Here is a 15,807-nt window from a genome sequence, read left to right on the forward strand (position 1 = left end):
TTCAAACGTTTGCAAAAATTACCGAATTTTTGCATTATGTCCTTGTCTTACCGTCTATTTTAAAATTGAGGATGTGGCTTTGACTCAAGAGTCTCGCTTAACGCTAACTGGATTAGCAAAACTCGCTGGCGTTTCTACTTCAACGGCTTCTCGCGCATTAAGAGATAACCCATTGATAAAAAAAGAAACTAGAGAAAGGATTCAAGCATTAGCCAAAGAGCACAGCTTCAGTATTAATCATGCGGCAAGCCAATTACGAACGCAAAAAACCAATGTCGTCGCAGTGATTCTGAACCTCACAGATCATACTGAACAAAGCATCAATGACCCTTTTTTACTCAAAATGGTCAGTGCATTGAACCTCGCGCTTAACAAAGCCGGTTATGAAATGCTGCTTTCCAACTCAATGATGGCTGATAGTGACTGGGCTAGTTATTTCATCAGCAGCCGTCGCGCTGATGGTTTAATTATTGTTGGTCAAGGAAAAAGCGAAGACAACGTCAATGATGTCGTTACAGCAAAAGCGCCTTTAGTAGTCTGGGGCGACCCAAAACTCAATAAAAAATACCCGATTGTTGGCAGTGACAACCAATACGGTGGCTATTTGGCTACCAAGCAACTTATTGAAAGTGGGTGTAAAAAAGTATTATTCCTTGGTGACACCGAGCACACTGAAATGGCGCAGCGCTACCTTGGGTACCAGCAAGCATTAAAAGAAGCTAAACTTCATTTTGATCCTAGCCTGACCATAGATATCGATATCACCAGTAAAGCAGCTTATGAAAAAGTAAATCAAGAAATCTTAAATCGAGGGCTATTTTTTGATGGCATTTTTGCCGTCAGTGATATGGTAGCATTTGGTGCTTTAAAAGCACTTAAAGAGCGATATGTCAGTATTCCCGGCGATGTTAGCGTAGTTGGCTTCGATGATATAAACATGGCTGAACTCTTCCACCCTGCACTCACTACTGTCCGACAAGATACTGATTTGGCAGCTCAATTGATGGTTGAGCAGTTAATTTGCCAATTTGAGCAAAAACCAGCTCAAAGCAAAGTACTTGAAGTTGAACTGTTCAAGCGACGCTCTACACCTTAAAGTTATTAATTTTCAAAATCTTGCAAACGTTTAGAGTCCGTATTTCTCTTCACAAGTGACACAGTTAATTTTAAACACTCAAAATGCAAACGTTTGCATTTGTTTTTTTATCGGCATAGACTAGCTAAATCAACCACAATAAATAACTATCACTAACGGGTAGTAACAACTAGGTATTTAGCATGTCCAGACTTGTCACTTTAGTTGCTATTTCAGCATGTTACTTTATCTTCGCTATCTTGTTGAATAGCGTTGGTACGGTCATTTTGCAATCCATAAACAGCTTTGGTATTTCTAAAGTGCAAGCAAGCACATTAGAAGGGTTTAAAGATTTACCCATCGCCATTGTGTCATTTTTAGTAGCCGCATATATTCCTCGTATCGGTTACAAAATAGCGTTATTAACCGGGCTTTTAGCAGTCACTGCTGCCAGCTTAGCGGCACCCGTTTTTGGTAATTTCATCGTTATAAAGCTACTGTTCGCGTGTATTGGTGCTTCGTTCGCACTCGTTAAAGTGTCTGTTTACTCAATCATTGGACAAATATCAGATTCAGAAAAATCTCATTCATCAACACTCAATACCGTTGAGGGGATTTTTATGGTGGGTAGTTTAATTGGCTATTGGTTATTTAGTTACTTTATAGACACTAATAACTTGCAGTCTCTTGCATGGCTCAATGTCTACTATGTATTGGCCGCACTCCTCATCTTTACCAGTGTTTTAGTTGCTTTTTCACCTATCAAAGCACCTGCATTTTCAGAAAAAAACGTTAACTTTGCTGATGCGTTTATCTCTATGCTGAAGATGAGTTACCAACCATTAGTTCTGATTTTTATTATTTCAATTTTCTTGTATGTTTTAATTGAGCAAGGGATCAGCACTTGGTTACCTACTTTCAATCGCGAAATTCTCCAGTTGCCCGTCGATATCAGCGTGCAAATGACCAGTATATTCGCAGCTTCTCTCGCCGCTGGCAGGTTACTCGCTGGGCAAATACTAAAGCATGTTAATTGGTATCGTTTTCTACAGGTGTGCATTATCGGCATGGCAGCTTTAATAATTGGCATCTTACCTCTAACACAGAGCATTGAAGCTCGTGACATTTCTAGCTTAAGCGATTTGCCATTAGCGGCTTACTTGCTGCCACTTATAGGGCTTTTAATGGCGCCTATTTATCCGGTATTAAACTCTATTATGTTGAGCTCATTAGAAACCGAAAAACACGCGCCAATGACAGGACTTATCGTGGTATTTTCGGCACTTGGCGGGACAACAGGTTCAATTATTACCGGCACAGTGTTTGAGTTTTTTGACGGTCAAACTGCGTTTTATCTTTCTTTAATACCTATGCTCGGTGTTTTCATCGCTCTGCGAGGTTTTCGCACTGCCACAGCACGTGTTTCACAGTAATTTTTATAGGTCATTTCAATGAAGTCATTTTGTAATGAAAGCGTCGCGTTTTTCCAAAGCGAGCTGTTTCAACGCGTGCAACTTGCAGCAATTTTCCAAGATAGTAAAACGTTTGCCGACGCAAAACCCAAAACCAGCTACGCAGATACACTCGCTCGTTATACCACGCAAAAAAACTGTTCAACCTTTGATTTAGTTGAGTTTGTTTCAACGCATTTTGAGCTTGAACATGTCAGGGAGTTATCAGCATCACAAAAGACCAGTGACATCAAAGAGCACATTGAACGTCTTTGGGATATTTTACAAAAGCCAGCGGACACCCAAGTAGAGAGTTCTTTGATCGCTTTAGAGAATCCATACATTGTGCCCGGAGGTCGGTTTCAAGAAATTTATTACTGGGATAGTTACTTCACCGCTGCTGGTCTGATCCATTCGGGAAAAATCGATATTGTCGAAAGTATGCTCAATAATATGGTGAGTCTTCTCAAGCGTGTGGGTACCATCCCAAATGGTAACCGTAGCTACTATGCAACACGTTCACAACCCCCAGTTATGTCATTACTCGTTATGTTACTCGCCGAACAAAAAGCCAATCGTAACGCCTTTATCCGCCAATATATTGATGCTATAGAATCTGAGTATCAGTTTTGGATGCAAGGCGCTGACACGCTAAATGGGGAAAATACGCAAACACTTAGAGTGGTAAAAATGCCTGATGGCAGCTTGCTTAATCGCTATTGGGATAATGCAGCAACACCAAGACCCGAGTCATATCGAGAAGATTATGAGATGGCTTTAACACTCCCAGAAGAACAGCGTTCAGATTTCTATCGCAATATTCGTGCTGCCTGCGAATCAGGTTGGGATTTCAGCTCGAGATGGCTAGCCAATCCAAATGACTTAATGTCAGTGAAAACTACCGCAATTGTGCCCGTTGATTTGAATTGCCTAATGCTACAGCTTGAGACGAATCTCGCCCACTGTTTTGAAATAACAGGTAACGAGACAAAACAAAACGACTATATGACTCGTGCCGAACAAAGAAAACACGCAATCAATCAGTACTTATGGTGTGATGAAAAACAGTTTTATTTTGACTACGACCATATCGAAAATAAACGTTCAGAGGTGGAGTCATTAGCTGCAAGCGTCGCCTTATTTGCCGAAGTTGCTTCGGAGCAGCAAGCACAGTCTGTCGCCAACAAACTTGAAAGGGCTTTTTTAAAAGGTGGCGGCCTGGTCACAACTTTGTCTGAAACCAAGCAGCAATGGGACGCGCCAAATGGGTGGGCACCACTGCAATGGTTTAGTGTTCAAGGTCTTATGAACTATCAACACAACTCTCTTGCTGTAAAAATCATGCAGCACTGGACTCAATCGGTTGAAACGATTTTTGCTCAAACGGGCAAATTAATGGAGAAATATAATGTATGTGAGGTCGTTGATATTGCCAGTGGCGGAGAATACGAAGTACAGGAAGGTTTTGGCTGGACGAATGGCGTTACACTCGACTTTTATCATCGCTTACAGAATATTGCCGAAGATCCTAAATAGATAGGTGCCCATTATGACAACAAATGCACAGCTCATCACTCGTATTATCGCCGACATTGGCGGCACCAATATTCGTCTTGCCATTGTCGACGAGCAAGCCGACGGCTATTACCGCAATATCAGCACCTATAAATGTGCTGATTACGCCGGTCTTACCGAAGTATTAAAGCTGTATATCAGCGAGCAGCAATTAGAAAACAGCCGATTAAGTGCTTGTTTAGCCATTGCGTGTCCGGTGGATGATGATCTAATTTCAATGACAAACTTGCCTTGGCAATTTTCGCAATCGGCATTAAAAGAGACATTAAAGCTTGAGTCTTTAACGCTGATTAATGATTACACAGCCATTGCCATGGCTATTCCACTTTTGAGTGATGCACAAAAAGTAAAAATCGGTGATGGTGAAGCCGTTGCAGGTAAACCTATTTCAGTGTGTGGTCCAGGTACAGGGTTAGGTGTTGCGAACCTTATTCCTGTTGGAGACAAATGGCACTGTGTCAGTGGCGAAGGCGGTCATGTTGATTATGCGCCAGTTGGCGAGCTCGAAATCGAGATTTTGCGTTTCTTAAACAAGATTAAGCAGCGAGTTTCTTACGAGCAATTGCTATCGGGTTATGGTTTAGAACAGGTTTATCAGGCTGTTTCTGCCATTAAACAAAACCCAAACACCGAAAAACTCTCAGCACAGCAAGTATCAGAGCGCGGTTTAAACAATGACTGTGAATACTGCAACCTAGCACTCAATGTGTTTTGTCGTGTACTCGGCGCCTTTGCAGGTAATTTGGCGCTAACATGCAACAGCGTCGGCGGTGTCTATATCGCAGGTGGCATAGTGCCACGCTTTGTTGATTTCTTGAAATCAACGGCGTTTAGAGAGCGCTTTGAAAATAAAGGCCGCTTATCACACATTCCGCGTCAAGCACCGACTTATGTGATAACAGAAAGCCAACCGGGCCTATTAGGTGCTGCAGCTTATGCGATGCAAAGCTAAAAACTAAAAGCTAAGTAGAGCTCTTACTTAGCTTTTAGCTTAATTACTTATTAAATATTGCGCTTTTATTTCCCTCAATCTTTCAGCTAAACCGCTAAAAAACCTGCTAAATTTAATTAGAAATAGTCCCTTTTTTAAACTAGGCTTAAATTAATCGAGCTGCCTCTAAAAATATCAAAAGCCTTTTATGGATAAACTATTTAAATTCGCGCATGCTGTTTTCGTGTTGCTACTTATTATTTCAAGCAACAGCGTCGCTCAGATCCCATTACTAACCAATGAATATTCGGTAAAAAAGCTCACTGCCGAAGAAGGGTTTGTATCCTCTGAAATCTACTCCATCATTCAAGATAAACAGGGACTGATTTGGTTTGGCACAGCAGAAAATGGCGTAATGCGTTATGACGGTCGCAAAGTCACACTATTCGAGTTTGACAGCATGAGTGAAAACGGCCTTTCGCATAATGACGCAGGCAACTTAATGCTAGATAGAGATGGGAATATTTGGATTGGCACTTGGGGCGGCGGAGCTAATAAATATAACCCTACGACGGGTAGGTTCGACAACCATTTACATGACCCAAAACGCAGTGACTCTATCTCAGCAAACCGCATTCAATCACTGCACCACGACGAAGACGGTTCGATTTGGCTTGGCTCTTACGATCAAGGCTTAAACCTATATTTAGGTAGAAACAAATTTTCTCATGTAAAAAAAGCCACTGAAAAAGTCCAAGGTTTAAGTCATAACCGTATTTGGGATATTGAGAATAAAGACAAAGATGCTCTCTGGGTTGCCACCAGTTTCGGATTAAATTTGTTCGACAAAAAGAATTTAACTTTTAAGTATTTTTTTCCAGATCCAACTAATAATACCCCAACAGGTGCGAACGAAATTCGCCATATTCTCAAAACTCGTAATGACCAAATTTATATTGGCACACAACAAGGTCCTTTTAAGTTCAACCCAGACTCTAAGCAATTTACGCAATTAGGTCTTTTTAATAATGAGAACTTAGGCCAAGTTAACTCTATGATTGAAGACAAAGAGGGATTTATTTGGTTTGTCACCAGCAAAGGCGTGTTTAGGCTCGACCCTGCCGATGATGAAATCAAGCAACTCGAATTAGAGCACAATAATGGCTTACGTATCATTTTCGAAGACAGTGGCAGAACGCTTTGGATCACCAATGAAGTACAAGGTATTTACAAGCTGGTGCCTCACCGAAAGTTTAAATCAATTCAAAACCCAGAGCTTGTGGCACCAAATGGTATTTTAAGCAATACAAACGGTGATTTACTAATCGCGACATCCAACTCCGAATTGTTTAAATGGCAAGTGGACTCTCAAAAACTTGAAAAGCTCTCAAGTGCTATTTTTAATGAGGAAAATGGCTTTAAAAACAACCGCTTGCTAGAGCGACCTGTGCTTTATTTATCTGACGATAATTTACTCTGGATTGCGCAAGATGAAGGGTTGGCAACGTTTGATCTTGTTACGCGAAATATCGAGTTAATCACCTACCCCAAAAATGATCCAGGTCACAAAGAGTTTAGAGAGATCCGCGCTCTAAGTGCCGACACATTAGGCAAAATTTGGATAGGTACATACAAAAACGGGGTTTATACCTATGACCCACAACAACGAAAGTTCACACATCTAGATTCAACTTATGGCCTTACCCACCCCGAGGTACTCGAAATATTTAGAGACGATAAAGGTAATATGTGGGTAGGCACAGGCGATGGTGCGAACTTATGGCAAGAAGATATGCAGTTCTTCATGCCCTTTAAAAATAACCGTTACAACCCTGATAGCTTGCTTGGAAGTATAGTCCAAGACATACACCAAACAAGAAGTGGCGAGATATGGATTGCCACGCAAAAGGGACTAAACCTTTACCAACCTGATGCGCAAAACTTCAAACATATAAAAAAAGAAGATGGACTACCCACCAATTTAATTAGAGCCATCGCCGATGACGCTGAAGGCTATCTATGGCTGACCACAAACAAAGGGGTTTCAAAGTATTCTCCGAAAAACGACACCATTAAAAACTTTGACAGCCAAGATGGTTTGTTAGGCTTGAATTATTACCCTAATAGCCTTGTAAAGGGCAGTAATAACACCTTCTTTACCAGTAGCCAGCGTGGTATTGAGTACTTTAGCTCTACTTCTTTGACCAGCAACCAAGCTGACCCAAACTTAATATTAACTGGGTTTAACGTGATGGGGCAACCTGTACAGTTAGATATGCCTTACTCTTATGTCACTGACATCAACCTGTCTTATCTAGATTATGTATTTTCTTTCGAGTTTGCAGTTTTAGACTTTATTTCCCCCAACAAAAACCAATACGCATACAAATTAGAAGGCTATGACGATAAATGGATTGAAATCGGCAATCGTAACATTGCCTCGTTTACCAATTTAGATGGCGGTGACTATACGTTTATGGTCAAAGCGACTAACAGTAACGGGGAATGGAGCAAGAACATGCTCACCGTAAACCTGCATGTTTCTCCACCGCTTTGGCAAACGTGGTGGGCTTATTGTATTTATGTCTTGATATTACTGACCCTTATTTTCAGCGCTATTTATTTAAGAACACGACTGCAAAAAGTTGAAATAATAAGACAGAAACAATTTGTGACTAAACTTGAGCAACAAGTCTCTGAGAAAACTGCATCACTGGAATCTCAAGCCAAAGAGCTAGCTGCTGCACTCGAGAAAGCAGAAGAAGCTACGCAATTGAAATCTGATTTTTTAGCCAATATGAGTCACGAGATCCGAACCCCCATGAATGGGGTGATTGGTATGTTGAACCTGCTTAAAGCCGGAGAGCTAAACCCTGAGCACGCGCATACGGTTGATATAGCTAGAACCAGTGCCAACTCTTTGCTAACTTTAATCAATGACATTCTAGACTTTTCAAAAATCGAAGCTGATAAACTCGAATTAGAAAATATTGAATTTGATATCAGGGAGTTGATTGAATTACTTGCCGAATCCATGTCACTCAGCGCGCAAAGTAAAGGTGTTGAGATTGTGCTCGATTTAACGGAGCTTAAAACGACGGCCATTAAATCTGATCCGGGTCGGATCAGGCAAATACTGACAAACATTCTTAGTAATGCCATTAAATTTACCGAACATGGCGAAATTGTTATTGCTGCAAAACTACTAGCAACAGACTCGCCAGATACCTTCGAGTTAAACTGCCAAATCCGCGATACAGGCATTGGTATACCTAACGATAAACTCATCTCATTATTTGATGCATTTAGCCAAGTTGATGCGTCCACAACCAGAAAGTACGGAGGTACGGGCCTTGGTCTCAGTATTACAAAGCGCCTATGTCAGTTGTTAGGCGGTGATATTAGTGTCACCAGTGAAGTTGGTGTTGGAAGCTGCTTTACTATCACTTGCCTTGTAACGAGTCAAAATCAATCAACCACAGAGCATCATGAACTCGGGCACCTAGGGTTGAAACTGTTGCTCGTCGACGCCAATAGTTCAAGTCGCTTTGCATTGAAGAAACAACTCAACGCCTGGGGGGTAGAAGTAGCAGATTGCGTAAGTGGTGAAGCGGCGCTAAACATCTTAAAAACACAGGATATGCAAAGCACAGCATCTTTCGATATTGTGCTATTTGATAAGTATTTGCCCTGTATGCAAGGCGAGTCATTTGCGAAACAGCTCAGAACCACGACTAGTTTCAGAGAAACTAAACTCGTCATGATGGGCAGGCTTAATGAGCAATATAGTCAAATACAAATTATCGAATTAGGCGTTGATGCCTATTTTTACAAACCAATTACCCAAGCCGCCTTACTAAAATCTATCGCGATAGCAAGCGCTGAACTTCGTCATCAGCTTGAAGCAAATAATTCACAGGCTTTAAGTATTGAACAGGCAACAGCTGCACCTAATTCAGAGTCTGATTGGACTGCCAATGTTCACCTACTGCTAGTAGAAGATAATAAAGTTAACCAACTGGTTGCATTAAAAGTTTTAAGTAATATTGGCATAAAAACAGAAGTCGCTGAGAACGGCTTACAAGCTATCGAAAAGCTCTCATCATCAAATGAATCTGAACCATTCACCTTAATTTTAATGGACTGTCAAATGCCTGAAATGGATGGCTATCAAGCAACTCAAGCTATTCGTTTAGGTGAAGCTGGCGATAACAATATTGCCATTCCAATTATTGCTATGACTGCGAATGCCATGCAGGGCGACAAACAAAAGTGCCTTGATGCAGGTATGAGTGACTACATCACAAAACCAATTGTAGAAGAGCAAGTCATTGAAAAGCTCAAAGAGTGGTCGTTAAAATAATCAGCCTACCTCTCTTTACGATCACTTAACCTAGTGTTTTACACAATGCTGAATACGTATGCATAACATGGTGGTTGTTTCATATACTCGGTAGTATTGATTGAATGCCATATTAAATGCCATTTTTTTACGGTTTAAACTGACTAATAAGTGAATACTAATTGGTCAAAATCACCAGCCAAAATATTGGTATAAATTCAAAATAAGAGTCGTTTTATGACCAGACAACAAACACAAAACACCAAGCCAAAATTGAGCTTCTGGCAGATCTGGAATGTCAGTTTTGGTTTCTTAGGCGTACAGTTTGGCTTTGCCTTGCAAAACGCCAATGCCAGTCGGATCCTTTCAGACCTCGGCGCTGATCTTCATTCTCTTTCTCTTTTTTGGCTAGTAGCCCCTGTAATGGGCTTAATCATTCAGCCCATTGTTGGTTCAGCGTCAGATAAAACTTGGAATCGTTTAGGACGACGTAATCCGTATATTTTAGCCGGTGGTATTGCTGCAGCATTTGGTATGTTACTTATGCCAAACTCATCAAATATTGCCACCTTTATGACACCGCTCTTATTTGGTGCCATGATGCTAGCATTGATGGATGCAGCATTTAACCTAGCTTTCCAGCCATTCCGCGCACTTGTGTCTGATATGGTCTCTGAAGACCAACGCAACCTGGGTTATTCAATTCAATCTTTCCTGATCAATATCGGTGCGGTTTTTGGCTCTATTTTACCTTTCTTACTGACCAATGTTATTGGGCTAGAAAACGTTGCAGATAAAGGCGAAGTTGCCCCTTCTGTGATTTGGGCTTTCTATATTGGTGCGACTGTGATGTTAGGCTCAGTGCTTTGGACTGTTCTGCGTACTAAAGAATATGCACCAGGCGAGAATGGCTTACCTGAATTAAACCAAGAAGCCGAAAAACTGCCACTTGGTGAGCGTCTTGCTGGTTTCTTCGGGCTTATGAAAACCATGCCTGAGACTATGAAACGTCTTGCTGTGGTGCAGTTTTTCTCATGGTTTGCTCTATTCATTATGTGGGTTTACACCATGCCTGCCATCACTCAACATATTTGGGGAGTAGATGCTAAATGGTTTGATCCTGACTACTTATCTCAAGTTGGCCAAGTTCCAGCGCACATTGCACAAGCTAAGGGTACTGCAGGTGACTGGGTCGGTATTATGTTCGCTGCATACTCGGTTTTTGCTGCTATTGCGTCATTATTTATGGCGAAAGTCGCCAACCAAATTGGTCGTAAGCTGACTTACTCTGTCTCACTATTAGCTGGCGCCATTGGTTATATCAGTATCATTTTCTGGCAAGACAGTACGCTGACAATGGTGAACTTAGGGATCACTGAAATCGAAGTACCACAAGGTGCAGTGATGTTACTTATATCTATGATTGGTGTTGGTATGGCGTGGGCGGCGATTTTAGCCATGCCTTATGCCATTCTTGCAGGCAGTTTACCGCCGAAACAAACTGGTGTGTATATGGGTATTTTCAACTTCACTATTGCCGCACCACAAATTGTATCGGGCTTGTTTGCGGGTTGGATCTTAACCTCAGTATTTGAGAACCAAGCAATTTACATCATGATGATGGCCGGTGGTGCAATGCTGCTCGCAGCCTTGGCCGTTTACTTTGTAAAAGAAAATGGGTCGGAAACAACTGAGACCACATCAGAGCAGGCAACAGCTTAATACGAGAATCAAAGTAACGTTTAAAAGTTAAAGTTGATTTAACGTTATCCCAAGCGAAAAGCCGGTTGAAGCCAGACTTCAATCGGCTTTTTTATATCGTTATCCCTTCTGATTGAGAACCTTTGAACATTCCCCTCGTACTATTCATTAGACATTTTTTAGACTGCTCTGCTTTTATCCTTTTCGCAATAAACTGGAAGCGATGGTACAACTTTCTGTAGCCATGTTTTGCTGCTTCTCCAACCGTTCACTGTTCCAATTATTAAATAAAACAGTGAACTCTGTATTTCTGCGGAAGATGTGTATGAGAAAATTATTATTACTTACTAGCTTGATAGCCCTTAGCGCATGCAATAATGACACACCTGTTTTTATTGAAGATGATAACAACATAGGCAGCCTGCCAAGCACTCCCCCTTCACCAGAACATAATCCAACAACTGATGAAAAAGTTAAATTAGGTAAACTACTATTTTGGGACCCTATTTTATCGGGAAATAAAGATATTGCTTGCGCCAGTTGCCATCATCCAGATCATGGTTACGCTGAAAATTTAGACTTAAGCATTGGTGTTGGCGGCTCAGGCTTGTCTGAAAATAGGCATGGCGGAAAGCTTATTCATCGCAACGCACCAACGATTTTAAATACCGCCTTTAATGGTATGGATGAAGACGGAGCAGTAGAGCCGCTAAATAGCCCAATGTTTTGGGATAATCGTGCTAATTCATTAGAAGAGCAAGCACTGCTCGTTTTGCAATCTGGCGTTGAAATGCGTGGTGACACTATCTCAGCAGACGACATTATGCAGGTACTTTCAGAACGTTTACTCAATATTGCCGAATATCGCAGCCTTTTTAATGATGCATTTGGCGATGAAACTATTAACGCCGAACGTATCACACAAGCAATTGCGGCTTTTGAACGCAGTTTAATCGCCTCAAACAGCCCTTTTGATCTGTACGCACGCGGTGATGAAAACGCCTTAACCGAGCAACAAATTCGCGGTATGGATGCTTTTGCTCAAGCTGGTTGCGCAGAATGTCATGGTGGTCCAATGTTCTCTGACTTTGAATTGCATCAACTTCCTGTAAAAGAAAACGCCAAGTTAGTACAACTCGAAGTTGTTGATGAAGGTAATGAGAAGCGCTTTAGAACTCCATCATTGCGCAACCTTTCTTTCACTGCGCCTTATATGCATAACGGCACAGAAGCCACATTACGTGATGCAATTCTATTCTATGATGACATTGCCAATCCTGGAAACTCAGAAGAGCTGGCTAATTTGAATTTTGATGATGTAGATTCAGAAACACTAGATGCTATTGAGGCTTTTATTCATGCTTTGAGTGATAAAAACTTTGATAAGATTATTCCACAAAATGTACCTAGCGGCTTAACCCCTGGAGGAAATATCTAGGCATAACGCAGCAAAATAAGGACAGTATTGGCTTATCACCGACTGTCCTTATGTGGATATTAAGAAAAGCCAGGTGTTAGTACTAATTTTCCCATTACCTGACCACTTTCTATCAGATCATGTGCTTTATTTGCATCACCTAATGGTAAGGTCGATACGATTGGTTTAACCTTGCCTGCTTTAAATAACGAATAAACTTGCTCTAAAGACGATTTCACTAAAGGGAAGTTATTAAAGTAAGTCGCATAAATCTCAGAATAAGTAATTGTCGGTGATTTACCAAAGTGCTGCATTATTGTTTGCTGTGTATTTGTTTCGCCAGCGCCTGCTAAAAAACCAAAAACTATTATATGGCCCAAAGTAGCAAGAACTTCTATGTCATCTTTAAAGGTATCTCCAGCAACAGGGTTAAAAATATAATTAACGCCGTTACCTCCAGTTACCTTCTTAACCGCGGGAATCCAATCATGAGTCGAATTAAATGCAAAGTCAGCACCTAACTCAAGCGCTCTAGTTACTTTTTCGTCTTTTCTATCCAACGCAATGACTTTCAGCCCTGCTGCTTTAGCCAGTTGGATTAAGGCTGTGCCAACACCGCCAGTAGAAGCATATATAAGCACAAATTTATTTGCTTCAACTCGCGCGACATTATGTAACATATGATATGCCGTGAAATATGTGACCGGCATAGCGCCTGCTTCTATTAAATCAACACTGTCATCTATCAAAACAAGTTTATCGGCTTCAACTGCCGTATACTCTGCATACATAGAAGCACCTATTGGTCCCAGATATGCAACTCTTTGACCGACAGACAAATTGCTATTATTTGCATCTACTATAATGCCACTACCTTCAACACCAGGTATAAAAGGTAATTCAGGCATCATGCCCGGTGGCATATTTCCTTCACGAATAATCGTATCTATAAAATTCACAGGTGCTGCTGCAACCTTTACTAATACTTGGCCTTCGGAAAGTTTTGGGGTTTCAATTTGCATGTAATTTAACTGTTCACTGCTGCCTGTTTGTGCTAACTGAATTGCTTTCATAACCTGCTCCTGTTTACTTAAAAAAGTGTTCATAAATGAACTGAAGCAATAATAGAGAGAATTATATACGTGTGTAATTGGTGATATTGGACATCACAATTGCAAAAATGGAATAATCGAGTTAAACCTCTTTTGGAAGTAAATGATGGATAGAGTGCTTGATGATTTAACTATCTTTTGTGCAGTAGTGGAGTCTGGCAGTTTGAAAAAAGCCGCTGCCCAGCTAAATATCCCACATAGCACTGTTAGTCGCAGAATTGATAACCTAGAGCATCAATTAGGATTAAAGCTATTACACCGAACTACGCGAGCAGTTAAAGTCTCATCGAGAGGCCTTAATCTCTACAATGACAGTGCTCCGATGCTAACGAGTCTAAAAAGCGCCATCACATCTGCAATAGACGATGAAGTTTCATTTAAAGGAAAACTCAGTGTATCTATGCCAGTCCGTGCAGGAATAGACTTCTTAGGGGCGTGGTTAATAGACTTTTCAACTCTACACAGTGAGTTAAAACTAGAGGTGGCGTTATCAAACCAGAATAAACAACTGGTTAATGACGGTATAGATTTAGCGTTTAGAGTCGGTCCTTTAACTGACTCAGCTGCAATCGCTCAGCCTCTTTGGGATATTCCCTACACAGTTTGTTGTAATCAGCACTTTTTTAAAAACCACAAGATTAAGTCAAATTTACTTACTAAACAGAAACTTATAGAATTACCAAGCGTTGTTGTTAAACCTGTTGAAAAATGGGCATTCATTGATGACAAAAAAGCGCAACGACTAATAACCCCCAATGAGCAACTCACTGTTGATGATTTGGGGTTAGCTTTGCATGCAGTGCAAACAGGTCAGTATATGGCTTACTTACCCACCTCTATGCTTGATGGACTTAACCTTGAATTTATTGATATTGAAGGATTAAAACCTAGAACTCGAGTCATGTATGCCTATTACATGGGGCGTAGACACGCACAAAGCCAAATTAAGCATTTAATTGAATATATAAAAGAGAGATTTGAAGCAAAGCAACCAGCCTAAGCGCAATAGATTTGATTGCTTTGTAATTAACACTTTGTGATGAACAGTTTTCTGGTTCGATTTAGAAAAGCTAACAAGACTGCCTAACAATAAGTTGAGGTTCTATCAAACGGCTTTCTACCGCTTTGCCTGCGATCATATCCAGTAACGCTTCGACCAATAACTCGCCTGCGCGTTTTGTATCTTGTTTCACCGTAGAGAGAGGGGGTGAAGTAAAGTTAGCAACGGCAATATCATCAAAGCCAACGACTGCCACGTCTTCAGGAATGCTTAAACCATGCTCTTTTAAAGCTCGCATTGCACCTACCGCGATCAAGTCGCACGCTGCACAAATCGCATCAAATTCCACGCCTGAGTCGAGCAATTTTTTCGCTGCATCATAACCTGCTTCTTCAGTATACAAAGCGTTTATTTGCAGCTTCTCATCAACCTTAATACCAAGCTCTTCAAGCGCTGCACAATGGCCTTTATATCGGTCGAAAAACTCCGGCGCATGGCTTGAAGCTGTACCTAAGAAAGCCAATTTTTTACGGCCTTGCTTCAATACATGTTGCGTGATTTCTTTACCACCCGCAAAGTTGTCACAGCCAATTGCAGAGCCTTTGAGTTGATCTTCACCCACACCCCAGCGCACATAATGCGTGCCTTGTGCTGACAGTTTTGTTAGCTTTTCAGCAAAGTCGACATAGTCACCATAGCCCAGCAAAATGAGACCATCAGCTTTGTTACTGTCTTCAAAATCGGCATGCCAATCGTTACTGGCTTGCTGAAACGAGACTAATAAGTCATAACCTCTATCTGCACAGGCACGAGTAATGCTGCCCAGCATAGACAAAAAGAAAGGATTAATGGCTGAACCATCGTCGGTTGGGTCTTCAAAAAGTAACAAGGCCAACGTATCACTGTGTTGAGAACGCAGATTACTGGCGTTTTTATCAACTTTGTAATTCAGTTCTTTGGCAATTTTTTGCACTTTTTCACGGGTTTCTTGGTTCACCAAAGGGCTATTACGCAAAGCGCGCGAGACCGTTGATTGCGACACCCCAGCAAGGTAAGCGATATCGAAAGACGTTGCTTTTTTCACAGACTAAACTCGTAGTTAAACTCACCTAAGAATATACCTGAGTAGACCTTTTATGTGTAGTTAAAAGCACAGGATTGATTAGTAAAGTAAAAACGGTTCTTTGTTGAAGGCGGGACTTT

10 protein-coding genes are annotated in these 15,807 nt (G+C 41.1%); 8 read left to right on the forward strand and 2 right to left on the reverse strand.

Annotated elements, in window-relative coordinates; translation table 11 throughout:
• Positions 1 to 79 precede the first annotated feature (79 nt).
• From ACXAC4_RS23215 to ACXAC4_RS23245, 7 genes are all read left to right on the forward strand, one after another.
• The gene (locus ACXAC4_RS23215) at positions 80 to 1,096 is read left to right on the forward strand and encodes a LacI family DNA-binding transcriptional regulator (RefSeq protein WP_475166059.1); all 1,017 of its coding nucleotides are present in this window, start codon (positions 80 to 82) and stop codon (positions 1,094 to 1,096) included.
• A 182-nt stretch (positions 1,097 to 1,278) separates the two neighbouring features.
• Positions 1,279 to 2,508, forward strand: coding sequence for an MFS transporter (locus ACXAC4_RS23220; RefSeq protein WP_475166060.1), 1,230 nt, complete (start codon positions 1,279 to 1,281; stop codon positions 2,506 to 2,508).
• An 18-nt stretch (positions 2,509 to 2,526) separates the two neighbouring features.
• Positions 2,527 to 4,062: an alpha,alpha-trehalase TreF gene (treF, locus tag ACXAC4_RS23225; RefSeq protein WP_475166062.1), complete on the forward strand. Its 1,536-nt coding sequence runs from the start codon at positions 2,527 to 2,529 to the stop codon at positions 4,060 to 4,062.
• 13 nt (positions 4,063 to 4,075) lie between these two features.
• A complete protein-coding gene (locus tag ACXAC4_RS23230; RefSeq protein ID WP_475166065.1) occupies positions 4,076 to 5,053 on the forward strand; it encodes a glucokinase in 978 nt (325 codons plus the stop codon).
• A 187-nt stretch (positions 5,054 to 5,240) separates the two neighbouring features.
• Positions 5,241 to 9,395 carry a hybrid sensor histidine kinase/response regulator gene (locus ACXAC4_RS23235; protein WP_475166070.1) on the forward strand — a complete coding sequence of 1,385 codons (4,155 nt, stop codon included), beginning with the start codon at positions 5,241 to 5,243 and terminating at the stop codon, positions 9,393 to 9,395.
• A gap of 216 nt (positions 9,396 to 9,611) precedes the next feature.
• On the forward strand, positions 9,612 to 11,096 hold the full coding sequence (locus ACXAC4_RS23240) for an MFS transporter (RefSeq protein ID WP_349287721.1): 1,485 nt from the start codon (positions 9,612 to 9,614) through the stop codon (positions 11,094 to 11,096).
• Positions 11,097 to 11,400: 304 nt separating this feature from the next.
• Positions 11,401 to 12,513, forward strand: coding sequence for a cytochrome-c peroxidase (locus ACXAC4_RS23245; RefSeq protein WP_475166075.1), 1,113 nt, complete (start codon positions 11,401 to 11,403; stop codon positions 12,511 to 12,513).
• A gap of 59 nt (positions 12,514 to 12,572) precedes the next feature.
• Here ACXAC4_RS23245 and ACXAC4_RS23250 read toward each other — a convergent pair whose 3' ends face one another.
• A complete protein-coding gene (locus ACXAC4_RS23250) occupies positions 12,573 to 13,565 on the reverse strand; it encodes a quinone oxidoreductase family protein (RefSeq protein WP_475166080.1) in 993 nt (330 codons plus the stop codon).
• Between the two features lie 142 nt (positions 13,566 to 13,707).
• Between ACXAC4_RS23250 and ACXAC4_RS23255 the strand changes: the two genes are divergently transcribed.
• Entirely contained in the window at positions 13,708 to 14,604 is an 897-nt protein-coding gene (locus ACXAC4_RS23255; RefSeq protein WP_475166081.1) for a LysR family transcriptional regulator, read from the forward strand.
• 70 nt (positions 14,605 to 14,674) lie between these two features.
• Here ACXAC4_RS23255 and ACXAC4_RS23260 read toward each other — a convergent pair whose 3' ends face one another.
• Positions 14,675 to 15,688 (reverse strand): LacI family DNA-binding transcriptional regulator, encoded by a 1,014-nt coding sequence (locus ACXAC4_RS23260; protein ID WP_421963901.1) that lies wholly within the window; start codon positions 15,686 to 15,688, stop codon positions 14,675 to 14,677.
• Positions 15,689 to 15,807: the final 119 nt, after the last annotated feature.

The sequence above is a fragment of the Pseudoalteromonas sp. AWM4_233 genome, assembly GCF_056158285.1.

What these genes read in the sequence shown, in the direction of transcription:
- treF (WP_475166062.1), top strand. Translation starts at nt 2,527, where the DNA reads ATGAAGTCATTTTGTAATGAAAGCGTCGCGTTTTTCCAAAGCGAGCTG.
- ACXAC4_RS23220 (WP_475166060.1), top strand. Translation starts at nt 1,279, where the DNA reads ATGTCCAGACTTGTCACTTTAGTTGCTATTTCAGCATGTTACTTTATC.
- ACXAC4_RS23255 (WP_475166081.1), top strand. Translation starts at nt 13,708, where the DNA reads ATGATGGATAGAGTGCTTGATGATTTAACTATCTTTTGTGCAGTAGTG.
- ACXAC4_RS23240 (WP_349287721.1), top strand. Translation starts at nt 9,612, where the DNA reads ATGACCAGACAACAAACACAAAACACCAAGCCAAAATTGAGCTTCTGG.
- ACXAC4_RS23250 (WP_475166080.1), bottom strand. Translation starts at nt 13,565, where the DNA reads ATGAAAGCAATTCAGTTAGCACAAACAGGCAGCAGTGAACAGTTAAAT.
- ACXAC4_RS23230 (WP_475166065.1), top strand. Translation starts at nt 4,076, where the DNA reads ATGACAACAAATGCACAGCTCATCACTCGTATTATCGCCGACATTGGC.
- ACXAC4_RS23235 (WP_475166070.1), top strand. Translation starts at nt 5,241, where the DNA reads ATGGATAAACTATTTAAATTCGCGCATGCTGTTTTCGTGTTGCTACTT.
- ACXAC4_RS23245 (WP_475166075.1), top strand. Translation starts at nt 11,401, where the DNA reads ATGAGAAAATTATTATTACTTACTAGCTTGATAGCCCTTAGCGCATGC.